The organism is Maribacter thermophilus (assembly GCF_001020565.1).
Classification (GTDB): domain Bacteria; phylum Bacteroidota; class Bacteroidia; order Flavobacteriales; family Flavobacteriaceae; genus Maribacter; species Maribacter thermophilus.
In genome coordinates this window covers 2,667,379-2,685,874 of record NZ_LDAS01000001.1, presented here as the reverse complement: position 1 = coordinate 2,685,874, position 18,496 = coordinate 2,667,379, and the positions used below count along the sequence as shown (strand labels likewise).

Annotated in this window: 15 protein-coding genes and 1 tRNA gene; 14 read left to right on the top strand and 2 right to left on the bottom strand. The window is 43.5% G+C overall.

Features of this window, described 5'->3' with window-relative positions; genetic code table 11:
* The first annotated feature begins 6 nt into the window (after positions 1–6).
* The 11 genes from AB657_RS11620 to AB657_RS11570 all read left to right on the top strand — a co-directional run bounded on the left by AB657_RS11620 (position 7) and on the right by AB657_RS11570 (position 13,619).
* Complete coding sequence (locus AB657_RS11620; RefSeq protein WP_047246635.1) at positions 7–1,410, top strand: RagB/SusD family nutrient uptake outer membrane protein; 1,404 nt, start codon at positions 7–9, stop codon at positions 1,408–1,410.
* 173 nt (positions 1,411–1,583) lie between these two features.
* Positions 1,584–2,732, top strand: a complete 1,149-nt coding sequence (locus AB657_RS11615) for a dipeptidase (protein WP_084696423.1) — start codon at positions 1,584–1,586, stop codon at positions 2,730–2,732.
* A gap of 59 nt (positions 2,733–2,791) precedes the next feature.
* Entirely contained in the window at positions 2,792–4,777 is a 1,986-nt protein-coding gene (locus AB657_RS11610) for an amidohydrolase family protein (protein ID WP_052958693.1), read from the top strand.
* A 49-nt stretch (positions 4,778–4,826) separates the two neighbouring features.
* Positions 4,827–5,948 carry an FG-GAP repeat domain-containing protein gene (locus AB657_RS11605; RefSeq protein WP_047246633.1) on the top strand — a complete coding sequence of 374 codons (1,122 nt, stop codon included), beginning with the start codon at positions 4,827–4,829 and terminating at the stop codon, positions 5,946–5,948.
* A 51-nt stretch (positions 5,949–5,999) separates the two neighbouring features.
* Positions 6,000–8,057, top strand: coding sequence for an amidohydrolase family protein (locus AB657_RS11600; RefSeq protein ID WP_157491707.1), 2,058 nt, complete (start codon positions 6,000–6,002; stop codon positions 8,055–8,057).
* 2 nt (positions 8,058–8,059) lie between these two features.
* Positions 8,060–8,536 (top strand): RidA family protein, encoded by a 477-nt coding sequence (locus tag AB657_RS11595; protein ID WP_047246631.1) that lies wholly within the window; start codon positions 8,060–8,062, stop codon positions 8,534–8,536.
* Between the two features lie 11 nt (positions 8,537–8,547).
* Positions 8,548–9,486, top strand: a complete 939-nt coding sequence (locus AB657_RS11590) for an MBL fold metallo-hydrolase (protein WP_084696422.1) — start codon at positions 8,548–8,550, stop codon at positions 9,484–9,486.
* A 51-nt stretch (positions 9,487–9,537) separates the two neighbouring features.
* Positions 9,538–10,401, top strand: a complete 864-nt coding sequence (locus tag AB657_RS17715) for a creatininase family protein (RefSeq protein ID WP_084696421.1) — start codon at positions 9,538–9,540, stop codon at positions 10,399–10,401.
* A gap of 11 nt (positions 10,402–10,412) precedes the next feature.
* A complete protein-coding gene (locus AB657_RS11580; protein ID WP_157491698.1) occupies positions 10,413–11,336 on the top strand; it encodes a BPSS1187 family protein in 924 nt (307 codons plus the stop codon).
* 105 nt (positions 11,337–11,441) lie between these two features.
* Positions 11,442–12,164, top strand: coding sequence for an aspartate/glutamate racemase family protein (locus tag AB657_RS11575; RefSeq protein ID WP_052958690.1), 723 nt, complete (start codon positions 11,442–11,444; stop codon positions 12,162–12,164).
* A 3-nt stretch (positions 12,165–12,167) separates the two neighbouring features.
* Positions 12,168–13,619: an SLC13 family permease gene (locus tag AB657_RS11570; RefSeq protein WP_047246629.1), complete on the top strand. Its 1,452-nt coding sequence runs from the start codon at positions 12,168–12,170 to the stop codon at positions 13,617–13,619.
* A gap of 164 nt (positions 13,620–13,783) precedes the next feature.
* Here the strand turns inward: AB657_RS11570 and AB657_RS11565 are convergent.
* Positions 13,784–13,855: transfer RNA gene (locus tag AB657_RS11565), tRNA-Arg, on the bottom strand.
* A 70-nt stretch (positions 13,856–13,925) separates the two neighbouring features.
* Positions 13,926–14,636, bottom strand: a complete 711-nt coding sequence (locus AB657_RS11560; RefSeq protein WP_047246628.1) for a hypothetical protein — start codon at positions 14,634–14,636, stop codon at positions 13,926–13,928.
* A gap of 484 nt (positions 14,637–15,120) precedes the next feature.
* On the opposite strand from AB657_RS11560, the gene AB657_RS11555 reads away from it, so the two are divergent.
* From AB657_RS11555 to AB657_RS11545, 3 genes are read left to right on the top strand one after another with little or no spacing between them, the layout of a single operon-like run.
* Complete coding sequence (locus AB657_RS11555) at positions 15,121–16,572, top strand: arginine decarboxylase (protein WP_047246627.1); 1,452 nt, start codon at positions 15,121–15,123, stop codon at positions 16,570–16,572.
* A gap of 20 nt (positions 16,573–16,592) precedes the next feature.
* Positions 16,593–17,531 (top strand): agmatinase, encoded by a 939-nt coding sequence (speB, locus tag AB657_RS11550; protein WP_047246626.1) that lies wholly within the window; start codon positions 16,593–16,595, stop codon positions 17,529–17,531.
* Positions 17,521–18,495, top strand: a complete 975-nt coding sequence (locus AB657_RS11545) for a deoxyhypusine synthase family protein (RefSeq protein WP_047246625.1) — start codon at positions 17,521–17,523, stop codon at positions 18,493–18,495. Before speB ends, AB657_RS11545 begins: the two co-directional genes overlap by 11 nt.
* The last annotated feature ends 1 nt before the right edge of the window (position 18,496 follow it).

Below are 18,496 nucleotides of genomic sequence, written 5' to 3'. Positions count from 1 at the left end.
AGACTAATGAAAAATTATAGCAAAATATTAGTAATGATCGTGATAGGGTTTTTCTTGTCATGTTCAGAATCGTTCTTAGAGGTTAGTCCACAGAGCTCTGTTTCAAATGAAGAAGCTTTAACAAACTTAGAAGATCTAGAGACTTCCATTTCTGGGGTTTATGATGAACTGCAAAGTGCTTATTACTACGGTAGATATATGTTCTTGATTCCTGATGTTATGGCTGATGATGTCAAACAAAATGAACAGGCCAATAGGATCGTAGATTATGCACAGCATGTACAAAGTGTTTCCGATGCCCAAGCAGAAAGCTTATGGACCGGATTGTACTATACCAATAATGCTTTGAACAATATTATCAATTCCGATGTAGAAGTGTCAGAAACGTCGCAAGATGATAAAAATCGAATTTTAGGTGAAGCTTATGCACTAAGAGGCCTAATTTATTTTGATTTGGTACGACTTTTTGCAAATCATTATACCTATACGGCCGATGCCGATCACTTAGGTGTGCCTATTATTTTGGATTTTGATTATACCTTGGAACCATCAAGAAATACGGTTGCCGAAGTGTATGATCAGATCATATCCGATATGACTACAGCATTGACTTTAATGGACGATGCGTCAAGAACCGGGAATTCCAATACACTTTCGTCTACTTCGGTAAAAGCCTTGTTGTCAAGGGTATATCTGTATATGGAAGATTGGGAAAATGCCGAAGCAATGGCTACCCAGGTTATTGAAACAGGAGGATATAGCTTGGTGGACAATGCCGATTATTTAAACTTATGGTCTTTGGACAACACCTCAGAATCCATTTTTGAAATATCACAGACCGAGTCTGATAACCAAGGAGGTAACAATTTGGGCGCAATGTACGTGGTGGATGGTTACGGGGATTATCTGCCTTCGGATGATGTAATCTCTTTATATCAAGAGGATGATGCCCGGTTACAGGTGTTTATAGAAGATGATCTATTGGTAGGGGACTATGCTCCTTATAGAATGAATAAGTATCCGGATGTTCTCGGGTATGATAACATAAAGGTAATACGTCTTGCTGAAATTTACTTGAACAGGGCAGAGGCAAGAGCTCAAATAGGTACCAATATTTCCGGGGCTCAAGAAGATCTAAATACGGTTCGCCAAAGAGCCCTTCCTTCCGCACCCGATGTTACTGCTACCGGAGACGAGCTTATAGAGGAAATATTATTCGAAAGAAGATTGGAACTATGTTTTGAAGGACAAAGGTTATGGGATTTGATGAGATATAAGAAAGATATCCAAAGAGACCAATGTACTGCAAGCATCTGTTATATACCTTATGGTGATGACAGTAATATTTTACCGATTCCACAGAGCGAAACGGATGCAAATCCGAACATAGAGCAAAATTCGGGTTATTAGTAGTTGACACGATACGTGTAACCTTCAAAAATGAAGGTGGTTATTTATAAAGTTGTATACATTGGAGAAGCATCATGTTTATATGGTGTGTTTCCCCCTCTCCAATGTATTTCAATTTGTCTTTAAAATTTTGCCGGAAATGGTATATAAATCCAACTTAAAAAGTTAATATTTTGGATAAAAACAGAAGAAACATTGCAAAGTTGTTATCTCTTGGAACCTTGTTGCCAAGTCAGATGGCATATTCCTTTTCGTCGATCATGGAGTCCATACCTGCCAGTGGCAAGGGGCCCATTGGAATGGGATTGGAGCATCCAAAGAAAAACATAGAAAAGCTATATAACAACGCCATTGTCAACGATGGCCTGATCATTTCACGTAACTGGAACGAGGATTCTTTCAAGGCGCTTGCCGAATCGGGTTATACAGGATTCAACGCTTCCGTTGATTCGGGAAATTTAGAGAAAGGACTGCGGAACTTGAACAACTGGCAGACCATCATAAAGGAAAACCCCGACCGGTTGATCTTGGGTACGAGCGCCGATGACTATGAGCGGGCCAAAAAGGAAGGGAAGGTCGTGGTGATGCTCGGTTTTCAAAACTCCACGATGGTGGGCAGGTCCATCAAAAATTTGGACAAGCTCTACGATGCCGGAATGCGCTGGATGCAGTTGACCTACAATGAGCGAAACTATTTGGGCGATGGAAGTACTGAACGTACCAATTGCGGCCTGTCCGATTTTGGCGTAGAGGTCGTTGAGCGTATGAACGAGCTGGGCATTATGGTCGACCTGTCGCACTGTGGCAAGGAGACCACCAACGATGGTATAGCGTACAGTAAAGCACCGGTCTCCATAAACCACTCCATGTGCGAGGCCTTGCACAAAGACCATCCACGTGCGAAAACGGACGATCAGATCAAGGCCATGGCCGATAAGGGAGGTATTATCGGTATTATCTGCTTGGGCTATATGATCGGTCCGAACCTTGGAACGGACACGACCTTGGAGACCTATGTGAACCATATCGACCATGCGGTCAAGATCGGAGGGATCGATCATGTCGGCCTGGCATCCGATTTTGCCATCCAAGGCTTGGAGGCCACGGGGGCCACGCGCGAAAATTGGTACGTGCCAAGGTTGACACGTTTTAAACCGTCCTATAAGGTACAATGGCCGCCATGGATCCCCGAGCTCGATAAGCCGGATAGATATCTTCAAGTGGCCAAAGTCTTGGACAAAAGAGGATATAGCACCGGGGATATCGAAAAAATATTGGGACAGAACTGGCTTCGGTTCTATAAAGAAACCTTAAAGCCTTGATAGTTCTTGGCGCTTTATCGCACACATTTTTAATGAACCCTATTTTTTAATATCCATCTATGAAATATCCTGTTGGAATAATTGTTTTGGCGGTAAGCCTGCTGTTCTCGTGTAAAGATGTAAAAGAGCAGGACAAGACCGTTTACGATGTGGTGTTCCGGGAAAGCCTAGCGGGCACTTATGAGAAATGGCAGACATCGGACCATGGTTATAAATATTACTACACCTATACCGATAGAGGCCGCGGACCGGAATATAACGAGGAAATATCGCTTAGCGACGAAAACTTTATTACCGCCCAGACCGTAAAGGGGATCAATTATTCCAAGGTGGCGATAGATGAGAGTTTTTTGGTGGCGGATGGGACGGCAACCATCAACAATATGTTCGGTACTTCCAAGGATGATTTTGAAGGGGGGCAACTTTATTTTCGCTTTGATGGTTCCCCCGCGGTATATGAAATTCTTGCCCAACTTGCCCTGAAATCGGAAACGGGGAAAGTGGCACTGTATCCGACGGGCGAGGCGGAGTTGACAAAAAAGACACCGTTAGAACTATCCAATGGAGATACGCTTGACCTACTTATCATGAAGGGCTTGGACCTGAGTCCGACCTATATCTGGATGCAAGGGGGCCAAATGGTGTGCAAAATAGCCGGAAACCTCCACATTGTCAGAAAGGACTTTAGCGATCTTCGATTGGAGATGAAGAAGATGCAGGATTCCATAGAGGACCAAGGTCTCGCCGAAGTCGCTAAAGACCTTACCCATGCCATGGATAGGGTAGTCGTTAAAAATGTAAATGTATTTACCAAGGAAGGATCTTTGCTTCCGAACCAAGATGTTTTCGTAGACGGCGAAACCATTGAGGCAATCGTACCAACGGGTCAAAAAACTATTTCTGGCGATGTTCAGGTCGTTGATGGTACAGATAAGACCCTTATGCCGGGCATGTTCGATATGCATACCCATAATTCGAAGTTCAGGGGGGCGTTATATCTTGCCGGAGGGGTGACTTCCGTCAGGGATCTGGCCAATAACAAACAGTTATATCGGTTAAGGGACCAGTTCGAGAACAATGAGATTATTGGGCCGCACATCGTAACCTTTTGTGGTATCATCGATGGTCCCGGTCCGTTCGCGAACCAAAGGAACGTGGTGGAAACACTGGAAGAGGGATTGGCGGAGATAGAGGATTATAAAAGATTGGGCTATCAGCAGATCAAATTATATAGCTCCATAAAACCCGAATGGGTGGCCCCTTTGACGGAAAAGGCCCATTCCCTTGGTATGCGGGTGAGCGGACATATTCCTGCGTTCATGAACGCAACACAGGCCATTGAGCAGGGGTATAACGAGATCCAGCATATCAATATGCTGTTCCTTAACTTCTTATCGGACACCATAGATACCAGAACCCCGCTGCGATTTACGATGCCTGCACAATATGGGGCCGATCTGGATCTTAAATCAAGGGAATATACCGATTTTATCGACCTTCTCCTTGAAAAGGATATCCTGGTGGACCCTACGGCGGCCATTTTCGAAAACAAGTTTTTGGCCCAATTGGGAGAGGTAAGCCCGACCTACGGCATGGTCGAAGATAGGTTCCCGGTCATATACCAGCGTAGTTTTTATGCCGGTGGGCTGCCGCAAGAAGGGGAGCAGATCGCGAGGTACAGGGCGAGCTATGATAAAATGTTGGATGTAATTTCAGATCTGTACCACAAAGGGGTGGATATCGTTCCCGGTACCGATGGGCTTCCCGGGTTTTTGTACCATCGCGAGCTGGAACTTTATGTAAAGGCCGGTATCCCGATCAATGAGGTGTTGAAATTGGCGACCATAAAATCTGCGGAAATAACGGGGGTCTCCGACTCCTATGGTTCTATTGAGCCTGGAAAGAAAGCGGATTTGATTTTTATAGACGGAAACCCTTTGGAAGATATCAGCGACATCCGTAGGGTGGAATGGACCATGAAGGGCGGTAACCTTTACTATGCCAAGGAACTGTACAATAGCGTGGGCATCGATCATTTTAAATAGATCCGTAATAACGGGCAAACTCACCAATCATACATTTAAAAAAATAATAATGAAACAGATATATATATTTCTTTTTTCACTTTTTGTAGCTACAGGTTATAGTCAGTCTTCTGAGTTCTTTACCAGTGGCAGGTTAATTTTAGGTACCTATAAAGAGCGTACGGCATCTATGGGCTTGGGAGATATAGACAAGGATGGAGATGTGGATATACTCGTGGCCAACGGTCGCCATTGGCCAGGTCAAAATAGGGTTTTCTTTAATAATGGCAGGGGCGTATTTACCGTTTCACAGATTTTGGGTGACGAGCAAGAAACCAGTTATTCCACCGAGCTTGCCGATTTTGACAACGATGGCGATTTGGATATAGCCGTTGGTAACGATATGGCGCCCAATTACATCTTTATCAATGATGGAAATGGGAAATTCACAAAAGGTTCTAGGTTCGGTGAAGCGTATGCACCCACTAGAAATATCGTAGTTGCGGACATCGATGGTGATGGTGATATGGATATTCTAATAACCAACCGTGGAAAGGAAAATGAGATATGCCTTAATGATGGAAAGGGAAACTTTACCAAATCTATAGGTTTTGGTTCTAAAAAAGACTCTACAATAGATGTTGAAGTGGCGGATATGAACGCTGATGGCCATAATGATCTTATTCTGGCCAATAGGGACGAGCAGCCCAATTATGTGTATCTAAATGATGGCAAGCTTAATTTCTCTAAAAGAATACCCTATGGTACAGGTACGGACAATACCAGATCTGTTGCTATTGCCGATATGGACAAAGATGGATATTTAGATATTGTAACAGCTAATATAGGCGAGCCTAACGTGATTTATTTTGGAAGTAAAAAAGGGGATTTTAATAGAAAAATGGTATTCGATGCCAGTTCCGATAAATCATATTCCCTGTCGGTTGCCGATATGGATATGGATGGCACTATGGATATTGTCATAGGTAATGTAGCGGCGCCCAATACTGTTTTTCTAAATCAGGAAGATGGTAAAAGTTGGAAAAAAATAGTGTTGAGCGATAAAAAATTCAACACCTATGATATCATGGTCAGTGATTTGAACGGGGACGAAAAACCAGACATTATCGAGAGTAACTCTGATGAGCTGAACCTCTATTACTTTAACAAATACGTTCCAAAGTTTCCTTGATATAAGGTGAATTATGGTTCAATAAAAAATGGAAGAAAAACTATAAGATCAATGATAAGTATTAGCAAATACACAAAATCACTATGTACGGGGCTGTTCCTGTCCATATCGTTGGTTTCATGTACATCGGAATCGTCAAAGTGGGACAATTTCACCGATGATGGAACATTCATAGTGCACAGAAGGCAATCCCCTATCGGTGAGGAGACCTATGAGGTGTACACCGAGAACGATACCATATATGTAAAATCGCTGCAGGGCGAAAACGAGCGGGGACGCATTTCGGGGGTGTTGTCGGAATTGCGGCTTACCAAAGATTTGGAACCTGTTTATTACAGCAGCAAAAGAATCTCCAAGGATACCACCAATATTCTTGAAGTGGAGAAAATAGGTCCCGAAGAGATTACCGTTTGGGAAAAACATTTTGACAAGGTAACGCAAAAGGTGTCCGGCCATTTCTTTCCCCTCCACAGTAATATTCCTGCGGGCATAGAGATGATGCTGTACCATTGCTATTTTAAATATGGGCAAGAAAGCCTGCCCACCTTCCCCAGGGGAGAGGTAACGGTGACCCATAGGGGCAAGGATACCGTGACGATAGGTGGTGAGCAAAGGGTATTGGACAGATATGTTACTACCGGTGTCAACTGGGGCGGTAGAACCATTTGGTTGGACGAGTCGCAGAATTTGGTCGCCTTGGTGAAGGCGAACACCCAGATCAGGGAAATGATCAAAGAGGAATACGAAGAGGCATTACCCACCTTTATCCAGGGCAATGTAGAGGAACAAATGGCCCAGCTGGCCGAGTACACCCAAGACCTGAAAGGCCCGGAATACCCGGTGGTAGCCTTGGTAGGGGGCGATGTTGTTGATGTGGCCGGTGAAGGGGTCAGAAAGGATATGACGATCATTGTCGAAGAGGGCAAGATCGTCGAGATCGGCAAAAGGGAGTCCGTAAAGGTACCGAAAGGGGCCAAGGTGATCGATGTAAAAGGGAAGACCCTGATCCCAGGGCTATGGGACATGCACGCCCACTCCAACCAGGTACAATGGGCACCCGCTTATTTGGCCGGTGGGGTTACCACGATCCGGGACAATGGAAACGAACTGGAGTTCGCGACCGCATTTAGGGACGCCATTGCCAAGGACGGGGCATTGGGACCCGATATCCTTTTGGCGGGTATGACCGATGGCCCAGGCATAAAGGGCAACGGTGTAATACGTGCAAGGTCGGTAGAGGAGGCAAAGGAAACAGTGGCACTGTACCATAAGAACGGTTACAAGCAGATCAAGATCTATACCTCCATAGAACCCGAAATGTTAAAAGTATTGGCGGAAGAGGCCCATAAAGTGGGCATGACGGTCACCGGTCATGTGCCCGCCCTGGTGAACGATGCACGGTTGGCGGTAGAAGATGGTATGGATATGTTGAGCCACTACAATAGGATTTTAGGGGCTTTGTTTACGGACAAGAAAATATCGGATCTAGGCCCTTATTTCATGGTGGACAATGAAGTTACGGACGAAATGGTGAACGATGCCATCGCCTTTTACCTAAAGCACGGTACCGTTCTGGACGTTACCCTTGGGTTGGGCGTAATACGTACATTGCCCAAAGGCGAACCCGTGGAAACCCTGGAGCCGGAAGCCTATAGGATGGCCTACGAACTCTTCGAGGGCAAAAGGTTCAGGGCGGGAGCGTCCGAAGCCCGTGCCGAAAAATTGAAACAGAATATTATTAAGTCCGCGGAGGTGATCGGCAAGTTCTATAAAGCGGGTATTCCGGTAGTTGCCGGTACCGACAACTTTGCACCGGGATTCGGGCTCTTTTTAGAGATAGAGACCTATAACAAGTTAGGGGGGCTAACTCCGTTGGAAGCCATCAGAACGGCGACCATAGTGCCTGCCAAGGCCATGGGCATGGATGATGTAACGGGGACGTTGGAAGTAGGCAAAGAGGCGGATATCGCCATTTTGGACAAGAACCCGTTGGAAAACATAGACAATATTAGGACGGTGTCCGCGGTAATGACCAACGGAAATTATTATGAAAGCGAAGGTTTGTGGACAGCGGCGGATTTTACACCTAATAGGGATACACAGAATTGAGAATGGAACACAAAGTCTACGATCCGGAAGCCAGGTTGGCGGAACTTGGCATAGAGCTGCCCAAAGCCCCTAATCCGGTGGCAAATTATGTGAACGGGGTACGTACGGGAAACCTTGTTTTTTTGGCGGGAAAAGGACCAAGGTACGCCAATGGGGTAGAGATAACGGGAAAATTGGGAGCTGATATTTCCATAGAAAAAGGCTACGAGGGGGCACGTTTAACGGCCATCAACCAAATCGCCGTCCTTAAGGAAATGTTGGGCGACCTAAAAAAGGTAAAACGTATCGTAAAGGTGTTGGCCCTAGTGAACTCCACACCTGATTTTATAGAGCAACCCAAGGTGATAGATGGTTTTTCCGACCTAATGGTAGCCGTTTTTGGAGAAAGGGGCATCCATGCCAGGGCGGCCATCGGTGTAGCAACATTGCCAAGGGCACAGGCCGTAGAAGTGGAATGCGTGGTTGAAGTGGAAGATTAAAAAACACTGAAATGATTAAATTGAAATCGATTCTCGTTAAATATATCGGTCTTTGTTGCGTATTGGTGAGCGCCCAAAATTTGTTGGGTCAAGAAGTGCATATGAAATACCTGGGGGTCGCTGGTTGGGAAATTACAAACGATAGCCTTACCATTTTGGTGGACCCTTATATTTCTAGGGTCAAATTAAAGGGAAACCCTCGTTTTTATGGAGAGGGAGATGACCGTAAGGTATATGATGGTGATGATATTTACGAATCGGATACCGTGGCCATAAATAAAGTAATTACCAAGGCAGATTATATTTTGGTCCATCATTCCCATACAGATCACTTGGCGGATGTACCCTACATTGCCAAAAAAACGGGAGCAGTTGTTATTGGGACAGAAACTACATCCACTATCTTAAAGGCTTATGGTATAGCACAAAAACAATTGATTACCGTTAAAGGAGGGGAAGATTATCAGTTCGATGGTTTTTCGGTAAGGGTGGTACCTTCCATTCATTCGGCTTTGGGCGATAAGCGTTACTTTCAATCAGAAACATATTCAGATCCCGCTAAGTTAAATGTTCCTTTGAGGGTAGGGGAATTTATAGAAGGGGGGTCCCTTATGTTTTTGTTGCGTATCGATTCGCATAAAATACTTACCTCCGGATCAATGAATTTTATTGAAAGGGAAGTAGCCGGACTACGACCTGATGTCCTTGTGCCGGGCATCAATCTTTCACGGTTGGAAATCTATAAATATACGGAACGTTTAATGTCGCTAACAGGTTTTCCAAAAACCATTATACCAGTACATTGGGATAATTTTAGGGTTCCCTATGGCTTTTCCCAAGAAGATCCTATCAAGAGAAAAGTAATGCCTTTTATCGACGAAGTAAAAGCGGTATCGCCCAATGCAAATGTTATTGTCCCTGTTCATTTGGAAACTATAGTAATCAAATAAGGTACGAGTATTCATAAAGTGCAGATTTACCTATATAAATAAGAATTTTTAATGATGAAAGAATCCCTCACCAATCCACTTTGGAAAGAAAGCAAGATCAAAAACTACTTGCCACACATGACAGTGCCCGAAGTGGAGGATTTTTTAAAGAAATCGGATCTGGCCATTATTCCCATCGGGGCATTGGAACAACACTCGAGCCACCTGCCCATTGGAACCGATTTTATAAACGGAATAGAGCTTTGTAAGCTTATAGCCCAAGAGCGCGATGTCTTGGTGGCACCGGTGTTAATGGCAGGCCAGTCCCCTTATCATATGGCCTTTGCGGGCACCATTACCCTAAGTGCGGAAACCATACTGCGTGTACATATGGAAACCGTAGAGAGCCTTATAAAACATGGGTTCAAGCGGTTTATGTTGATGAACTCGCACGGTGGCAACACGGCGATCACCACCTTTTTGGTGGATCAGATAAACCAGAAGACCTCGGCCGTTGCGGTAGATTTTGGCGTTGCCGTGAAGCCTTATCTACAAAGTGGGGAAGAAAAAGAGACTCGGGCACTGGATCGCCATGCCGGTACGGGAGAAACATCCAATTCCCTTTACCTGATGCCAAGCTTGGTACAATTGGACAAAGCCAAACCGACTAAATTATCGTTGCCCAAGCATTTGGCGGATATGGTGCCCGCAGTCATTAATGAAGAACCTACCGAAAAGCTGTTGTTTCTCTCCGAAGGTTTAAAGGCCGAGGAAACGGGTAAAGGGACATCTACCCTCGAAATGACGAAGACGGGCGTATGGGGGGAACTGGACCCCAAGGAGGCCACCGTGGAGAGAGGGGAAAGGAACACAAAAAATATGGTAAGGGCCTGTGTCGATTTTATTGATAAATGGAATGAATTGATCACGGTTTAATGTGTGCGACAATGGCCTGTAGAACCGAACACCGATATAGCGCTATGAAAAACCATTTGTTGCTGACCGTTTTGTTTTTATCCCAATGCGTTTGCTCCTTTGCACAGGAACCCGGCTTGTTCCCGGCACCCAATACGGTGCTGGAAGTGAAGCCTTCCGCGACCGACCCCAGGATAGAAAAAGCCGATACACCCCATTTTGTGGCCTATGACCCAAGCAACGAACAGGGAAAGTTGTTGCTTTTTATCCCGGGTACGAACGGTATAGCCCTGAAGGGACCGAAAAATCTCTTTTATACCGCGGTGCGGCAAGGGTATGCGGTGATCAACCTTTCGTATATAAACACTCCGGCGATCGCCCGGATATGTAAAGGGGATGCGTTGGTAGCGAACTCTGATTGTGCAAAGGAATTTAGAAATAGAAGGGTGTATGGCGATACTACGTTCAAGTTGATAGATGACAGACCCTATGATGCCATAGTTAACCGTCTTACAAAGCTTTTGGAGTATTTGTCCGAGAACGATAAAAACTGGGACTGGGGCCGTTACTTGGAAGACGGCGAACCCAAATGGAGCAAAATAGCACTTGCCGGACAGTCGCAAGGAGGAGGGATGTCGGCCTTTATAGCAAAGACCCATGAGGTGGCCAGGGTAATCGATTTTTCTGGGGGATGGGACTATTCCTCCAAGGACAAAATAGCCAAATGGTATTTTCAAGAAAGCAAAACGCCCCTGGATCGTTGGTACGGCACCTACCATGTAGAGGAGCCTACCGCGGCGACTATTGTTGAGACCTATAGGGCGATGGGCATTCCCGAAGATCATATTTATGCGTTTGACCTAGAGGTTCCGGAAGGAAAAAGGGCGCACTCCAACGGGGTTCGTAATACGGGGTACAGAGATCAATGGATCGCGTTGCTCGGTAAAGGAAATTAATGACAATAAAAAGAAACGTGTGCATGAGGAAATATTTGTATTGCCTATTAACGGTAGGTCTTGCCTCGTGCAATGAAGCGGTAGAGGAAAAAATGAAAGATAAGAATGATCCAAAAACAAGAAGATTCCGAAATGAACGTATTGGGCTTGATCGGGGGAACATCATGGCATTCCACCATAGAATATTATAGCATGATCAACCGATCGGTGAACGATCATTATGGTAACAATACCAATCCTCCCTTATTGGTCTATACGGTCAACCAGGCAAGGGTACATCGCTATCAGATAGAGAACAAATGGGACTCCATCGCCCATATGTTGGTAGAAGCCGGACAGGTCCTTGACAAGGCAGGTGCCAAAACGGTTCTTTTCTGTGCGAACACCCCGCATAAAGTGTATGATGCCGTCCAGGAAAAGCTGGATGTCCCGATCATACATATCGCGGATGCCACCGCGAATGCCATCAAGGAAAGAGGTTTGAAAAAAGTACTTTTTATAGGTACCAAGTACAGCATGGAGGAGACCTTTGTCACAAAAAGAATCGAGGCCCATGGTATCGAGGTATTGGTTCCGGAAAAACACGGGGTGATCGATGAGCTTCATAGGATCATTATCGATGAGCTTACCTATGGTGAAATAGTGCCATCTTCAAAGGATTATGTGATGGGGGTCATAGAAAATGCGAGGAAACAAGGGGCCGAGGGGGTGATTCTGGGGTGTACGGAGTTTCCTTTGATGATTTTGCAGGAAGATGTGGACATCCCTGTTTTTAATACCACCGAGATTCATGCGAAAGCCGGGGTCGATTATATTTTAAAAAGATAAATTATGCGAATAACCAAACAAAAGATAGGTCTGGTCCTAGGGCCGTTGACTTTTTTTTACATTCTGTTTTTCTTTCATCCCGAGGGGCTGAGCGATCAGGCCAATGCAGTTTTGGCATCGGTTGCCTGGGTGGCGATTTGGTGGGTCACGGAGGCCATTTCCATTATGGTCACGGCCTTGATGCCCATTGTGCTGTTTCCCTTGTCGGGGGGTCTGGAGCTGAGTGCCACCACGGCATCCTATGGCCATAAGTACATCTATCTTTATATCGGGGGCTTTATTCTGGCCATTGCCATCGAAAAATGGAACCTGCACAAGAGGATAGCCCTGTCCATAATCAAACTGGTGGGCACTAATATCAATAGGATCATTCTTGGTTTCATGGTAGCCACGGCCCTGTTGTCCATGTGGATCTCCAATACGGCCGCGGCGGTAATGATCTTGCCCATGGCCATGGCCATCGTTACCCAGTTAAAGGACAACCCGAACACCATAGAGAACGAGAACATCCTTTTTGGAAAGGCCCTGATGTTGGCCATTGCCTATAGTGCCTCTATCGGAGGGATCGCCACTTTGATCGGTACCCCTACGAACCTGGTACTGGTGGGGGTGGTCCAGACCACTTTCGATAAGGAGATAACTTTTGCCCAATGGTTCGTTTTCGGTTTTCCCATTGCGGTACTGTTGTTGTATGTATGTTGGAAGTATTTGACCAGCTTTGCGTTCAAGTTCAGGCAAAAGGCATTTCCGGGCGGAAGGGAAGAGATAGAATCGCAATTAAGGGCCCTGGGCAAAATGACCTACGAGGAAAAAGGGGTGCTTGTGGTCTTTTTCATTGCGGCATCGGCATGGATTTTACGCTCCTTTCTACTTCAAAAAATAATGCCGTCACTGGACGATACGATCATAAGTATCATAGCGGCTGTTCTTTTGTTCATAATACCTTCCGGTAACAAGGGGGAACCCTTGCTTACCTGGAAGGATGCCGTTAAGCTCCCATGGGGAGTGGTATTGCTGTTCGGGGGCGGTTTGGCCTTGGCATCCGGATTTGAAAGTAGCGGATTGGCCTTGTGGATCGGATCTAAGTTAATGGCGTTGAAGACGGTTCCCTTTATTGTCCTGTTGTTGATCTTGATAACAACGGTGAACTTTTTAACGGAAATGACCTCCAATATAGCCACCACGGCCATGTTGTTGCCCGTATTGGTGTCATTGGCCCCGGTCTTGGGCGTACATCCGTACTACTTAATGATCGGTGCGACCGTGGCGGCATCCTGTGCTTTTATGTTGCCGGTGGCCACACCTGCCAATGCCATCGTATTCGGGTCGGGCTACCTGAAAATAAGCGATATGGTCAACAAGGGAATCTGGTTGAACCTCATTTCCATAGCGCTGTTGACCGCGTTCGTTTATTTTCTCCTTCCACTGGTGTGGGACCTGGGCTCAATAGGGTGATTTTAGATGTATCTTAGAGTGTAGTATATATAGGTAATAAATTAATAAATGTAGATTCTCTAAAAATTTTTAATTGTAGGAAATATTTTAAACCAAAAAAACAGCACCTATTTACTTTAAATAGGTGCTGTTTTTTTTGTGTAATGCGGTTAAAAATAAAAAAGTAGCCTCGGCAAGAATCGAACTTGCATCTAAAGTTTAGGAAACTTCTATTCTATCCATTGAACTACGAGGCCAAATAGGCACGCAAAAATATAATTTTTTATCAATCTACACCACATCAAGGTTGGTGTTTTGTTGATATGTTCAATTTCTTTTGGCCCAAATCTCGTACATAGGTTCGCCTTTGCTATTTTTACCCGTGTGGTGCCAATCGTTTCCTTTGATCTCGTAATTAAAATTAAGGCTGGCCCCTACGCGAGAATTGTCTCTGGAAAAGAATTCGATGTTCTCTGTGTAAACACCATTTTCGGCCGTATAGCTACCACCTCCTGTTCCAGAGAACCTCATAGTTTCGGTATGATAGGCGATCCATTGAAAATGCCCGTCCATTAAAAATTTCAATGTTTTTCTTGGGTTTTCCTCACCTCTTCTCTCTTGTCCGGTATCTGGTCCTCGGGTGGCAAATAACCATTGTCCGTCCAAATCTTGCTGAAGACTTTCCAGTTTTAAGAATACGAGAGATGGTTCATCATTTAACGTCAATAACTCGTTATCTATCGTAAAGGGAATCTCCAATTGTTTAAGTTGATCTTTTTCATAGTCCGAATTAAATTCCAAAGTTACTTTTAGCACATCGGAGTCGGTGGTAAAGAATCCGCCTACGGTCTTTATAAAGGTAGCGGGCGAAGTTTTGTATATATTATAGATCATATAGTCGCCGTCAATTTTAAGCTCGTGTCGTTCATTTCCAGTGTCGGAAACATAGATGCCGGACGGAATTTGCGCTTGTAGAGCGACCGTAAATAGTAAAAAGACGATAAAATAGCCTATAAAACGTGGTTTTGAATATTTCATGAGTGTTGTTTTAAGATTAAAAATAGCTAATTAGGGCGTTGATAATAAACATTTTATCTAAATTTTTAACCTAGGATTGTTAATGTTTGCATTTTTTTTGCCCATTTGGCGTATTTTAATTGAAAACGGTTGTTTTTTCATTTTTTTTGTTTTCATTTGTTCCTCTAAATTAGAGGATACTCTAACTTTAAGTTTTAGGCTTTTAGCTGAACATAATGCAATTTGTTTCTATGTTCGGGCTTTTGGGAATTAGGAAGTCAAACCCAAGGGCAGCTTATAAGATGAGCGACCGAATTTTAAAGCTAACTTCCGATTTTAAAACTTCGATTGTGCAAAGTCAGCACATCTATTTCTTCATTCCTACGACCCAGGAACAGATTCTTATTTGATTTTGATCAAATCCATCATGTTTTCTTAACATAAAGGGAGTCCAATACATCAATTTTTTAAACGAATTTTCAATCTTAATAATTATCGTTCTTAAATGAATACTAAATATATTGATCTGATCGATCAAACCTATTTTTTTCCTCAAGAAGAATTTAATCTTGACGGGGACCAGCTGAGATTTCATAATATTCCACTAAACCAATTGGTGGAAGAATATGGGAGTCCATTGAAATTTACTTATCTGCCCAAGATATCAGAGAATATAAGCAGGGCCAAAAATTGGTTCGCCAATGCCATTGAAAAAAATAATTACAAGGGCAAGTACCATTATTGCTATTGTACAAAAAGCTCGCATTTTCAGCATATACTACACGAGGCCCTAAAGAACGACATACATATAGAAACCTCTTCGGCCTTTGATATAAATATAGTAGAGCAGTTAAAGAGAGATGGAAAACTAAAAGACAACGCTTATGTAATCTGTAATGGTTTTAAAAGGGACCAATACATAGACAATATTGCAAGATTGATTAACCATGGGCATAGTAACTGCATTCCGGTCATAGACAATTATGAAGAGATAGAATTACTTTCCGATGTTATAGACGATACCTTTAAAGTTGGTATCCGTATCGCATCGGAAGAAGAACCTAAATTCGAGTTTTATACTTCAAGGTTGGGTATAGGTTACAAGAATATCGTACCTTTTTATGAAAACCAGATAAAGGATAATGATAAAGTAGAGTTGAAAATGCTGCACTTTTTTATTAATACCGGTATACGCGACAATGCCTACTATTGGAACGAATTGGCAAAATGCCTTAAGGTATATGTGCGCCTTAAAAAAATATGTCCTTCTTTAGATAGTTTAAATATTGGAGGAGGCTTTCCTATAAAAAATTCATTGGCTTTTGAGTACGACTATCAATACATGGTAGATGAGATTTTAAACCAGATCAATATTGCTTGCGCAGAGGCAGATGTACCCGTTCCGAACATATTTACAGAGTTCGGCAGTTTTACCGTTGGGGAGAGCGGAGGTGCCATTTATGAAATTCTATATCAGAAACAACAGAACGATAGGGAAAAATGGAACATGATAGATTCATCTTTCATTACCACCTTGCCCGATACTTGGGCCATTAACAAACGTTTTATTATGCTGCCTATAAACCGTTGGCACGATGAGTACGAACGTGTGCTATTGGGCGGCCTTACTTGTGATAGTGATGATTATTACAATAGTGAGCAAAACATGAACGCTATATATCTGCCAAAATACAAAAGGGACAAACCTTTGTATATCTGTTTTTTTAATACCGGTGCGTACCAAGAAACAATAGGCGGCTATGGAGGTTTACAACATTGTTTGATACCACAGCCTAAACATATTCTTATAGATAAGGATGAAAAAGGCAATATGACCACAACACTCTTTAACCCACAACAAAAGGCGGAAGATCTATTAAAGATACTTGGCTATGAAAACAATGGGGAAAAAGTGGAAGAACCCCTGACAATAGAAGAAATACCAGTCCAACTTTAAACTAGTTTAAATTTTTAGCAATGAGTACATCCAAGAATTATGCAGGTATTCCTGATAAATTCGCACAATTAGAAACCGCCAAGGTTATTTTGATACCTGTTCCATATGACGGAACAAGTACGTGGGGCAAGGGAGCCGATAAAGGTCCCGATGCATTTTTAGAGGCTTCCGAGAATATGGAACTTTACGATATAGAAACCGGTACCGAAGTATATGAGCAAGGGGTTTACCTAGCAGATGCCATTACCGAAGATAGCTCACCGGAAGCCATGGTCAAGGCAGTACATAAGGTGACCAAAGATTACATTAAACGCAATAAGTTCGTAACACTGTTCGGAGGTGAACATTCTATCTCTATAGGAAGTATAAGGGCCTTTAGCGAATGTTTTGACAACCTTACGGTATTACATATCGATGCCCATGCCGATTTACGTGAATCTTATGACGGTACCAAGTTTAACCATGCCTGTGCCGTGCACGAAGCAAGCCAAACTACCAATTTGGTGCAAGTAGGGATACGCTCTATGGATGCGATCGAGAAAACGTTTATGGATGAGGAAAAAACCTTTTTCGCCCATGATATGGTAGCCGATGAGTATTGGATGGACAAGGTAATAGATGCCATGACGGACAATGTCTTCATTACCTTTGATCTAGATGCCTTAGATCCCTCTATTATGCCTTCTACAGGAACACCTGAGCCGGGGGGTCTTTTGTGGTATGAGTCATTGGAATTTTTGAAACAAGTGTTCGAAGAAAAAAATGTGGTAGGTTTCGATATTGTTGAACTTTGCCCGAATCCTTCCGATAAGTCGTCCGACTTTTTGGCGGCCAAACTATACTACAAAATGCTAAGCTATAAGTTTATGGGACAACAAGTGGAGGACAATTACGACAATACCTATGATGTAGATTATAAACCCAACAATAGTTTAAAATTTAATGACGATGAAGAATAAGGGAGCTATCTCTAATTTTATAGAAAAGTACTATTTGCACTTTAATGCAGCTACATTGGTAGATGCCGCCAAGGCGTACGAAGCCCAATTGGCCAATGGGGCCAAAATGTTGGTGTCGTTGGCGGGTGCGATGAGTACGGCCGAATTGGGGAAAATTTTTGCAGAGATGATCCGTCAAGATAAAGTGCATATTGTTTCATGTACCGGAGCTAATTTAGAGGAAGATATCATGAATCTGGTGGCTCATTCACATTACAAACGTGTACCTGAATATCGTGATCTTACCCCGCAGGACGAATGGAATTTGTTGGAAAAAGGGTTGAACAGGGTTACCGATACCTGTATCCCGGAAGAAGAAGCTTTTCGCAGGTTGCAAAAACATATCTTCAAGATTTGGAAAGATGCCGATGATAAAGGGGAGCGTTACCTGCCACATGAGTTTATGTACAAGTTATTACTTTCCGGCGTTCTGGAAGAGTATTACGAAATAGACCTTAAAGACTCTTGGATGTACGCCGCTGCCGAGAAAAATTTACCGATCGTATGTCCGGGATGGGAAGACAGTACCATGGGCAATATTTTTGCATCTTACGTAATGAAAGGGGAATTAAAGGCAAGTACCATGAAATCTGGCATTGAGTACATGACCTTTTTGGCCGATTGGTATACCGATAATTCTGAAAAAGGAATAGGTTTCTTTCAAATAGGAGGTGGTATTGCCGGTGATTTTCCAATTTGCGTAGTGCCTATGTTATATCAAGATATGGAACGTACAGATACTCCTTTTTGGAGCTACTTCTGTCAAATAAGCGACTCCACTACCAGTTACGGATCTTATTCCGGAGCTGTGCCCAACGAAAAGATCACTTGGGGAAAATTGGATATCAATACCCCAAAATTCATTATCGAGAGTGATGCAACCATTGTTGCGCCTTTAATTTTTGCTTACCTTTTGGACTTATAAT

Coding starts and splice junctions, on each gene's coding strand:
- AB657_RS11620 (WP_047246635.1), top strand. CDS start 7: ATGAAAAATTATAGCAAAATATTAGTAATGATCGTGATAGGGTTTTTC.
- AB657_RS11610 (WP_052958693.1), top strand. CDS start 2,792: ATGAAATATCCTGTTGGAATAATTGTTTTGGCGGTAAGCCTGCTGTTC.
- AB657_RS11605 (WP_047246633.1), top strand. CDS start 4,827: ATGAAACAGATATATATATTTCTTTTTTCACTTTTTGTAGCTACAGGT.
- AB657_RS11600 (WP_157491707.1), top strand. CDS start 6,000: ATGATAAGTATTAGCAAATACACAAAATCACTATGTACGGGGCTGTTC.
- AB657_RS11595 (WP_047246631.1), top strand. CDS start 8,060: ATGGAACACAAAGTCTACGATCCGGAAGCCAGGTTGGCGGAACTTGGC.
- AB657_RS11590 (WP_084696422.1), top strand. CDS start 8,548: ATGATTAAATTGAAATCGATTCTCGTTAAATATATCGGTCTTTGTTGC.
- AB657_RS17715 (WP_084696421.1), top strand. CDS start 9,538: ATGATGAAAGAATCCCTCACCAATCCACTTTGGAAAGAAAGCAAGATC.
- AB657_RS11580 (WP_157491698.1), top strand. CDS start 10,413: ATGGCCTGTAGAACCGAACACCGATATAGCGCTATGAAAAACCATTTG.
- AB657_RS11575 (WP_052958690.1), top strand. CDS start 11,442: ATGATCCAAAAACAAGAAGATTCCGAAATGAACGTATTGGGCTTGATC.
- AB657_RS11570 (WP_047246629.1), top strand. CDS start 12,168: ATGCGAATAACCAAACAAAAGATAGGTCTGGTCCTAGGGCCGTTGACT.
- AB657_RS11560 (WP_047246628.1), bottom strand. CDS start 14,636: ATGAAATATTCAAAACCACGTTTTATAGGCTATTTTATCGTCTTTTTA.
- AB657_RS11555 (WP_047246627.1), top strand. CDS start 15,121: ATGAATACTAAATATATTGATCTGATCGATCAAACCTATTTTTTTCCT.
- speB (WP_047246626.1), top strand. CDS start 16,593: ATGAGTACATCCAAGAATTATGCAGGTATTCCTGATAAATTCGCACAA.
- AB657_RS11545 (WP_047246625.1), top strand. CDS start 17,521: ATGAAGAATAAGGGAGCTATCTCTAATTTTATAGAAAAGTACTATTTG.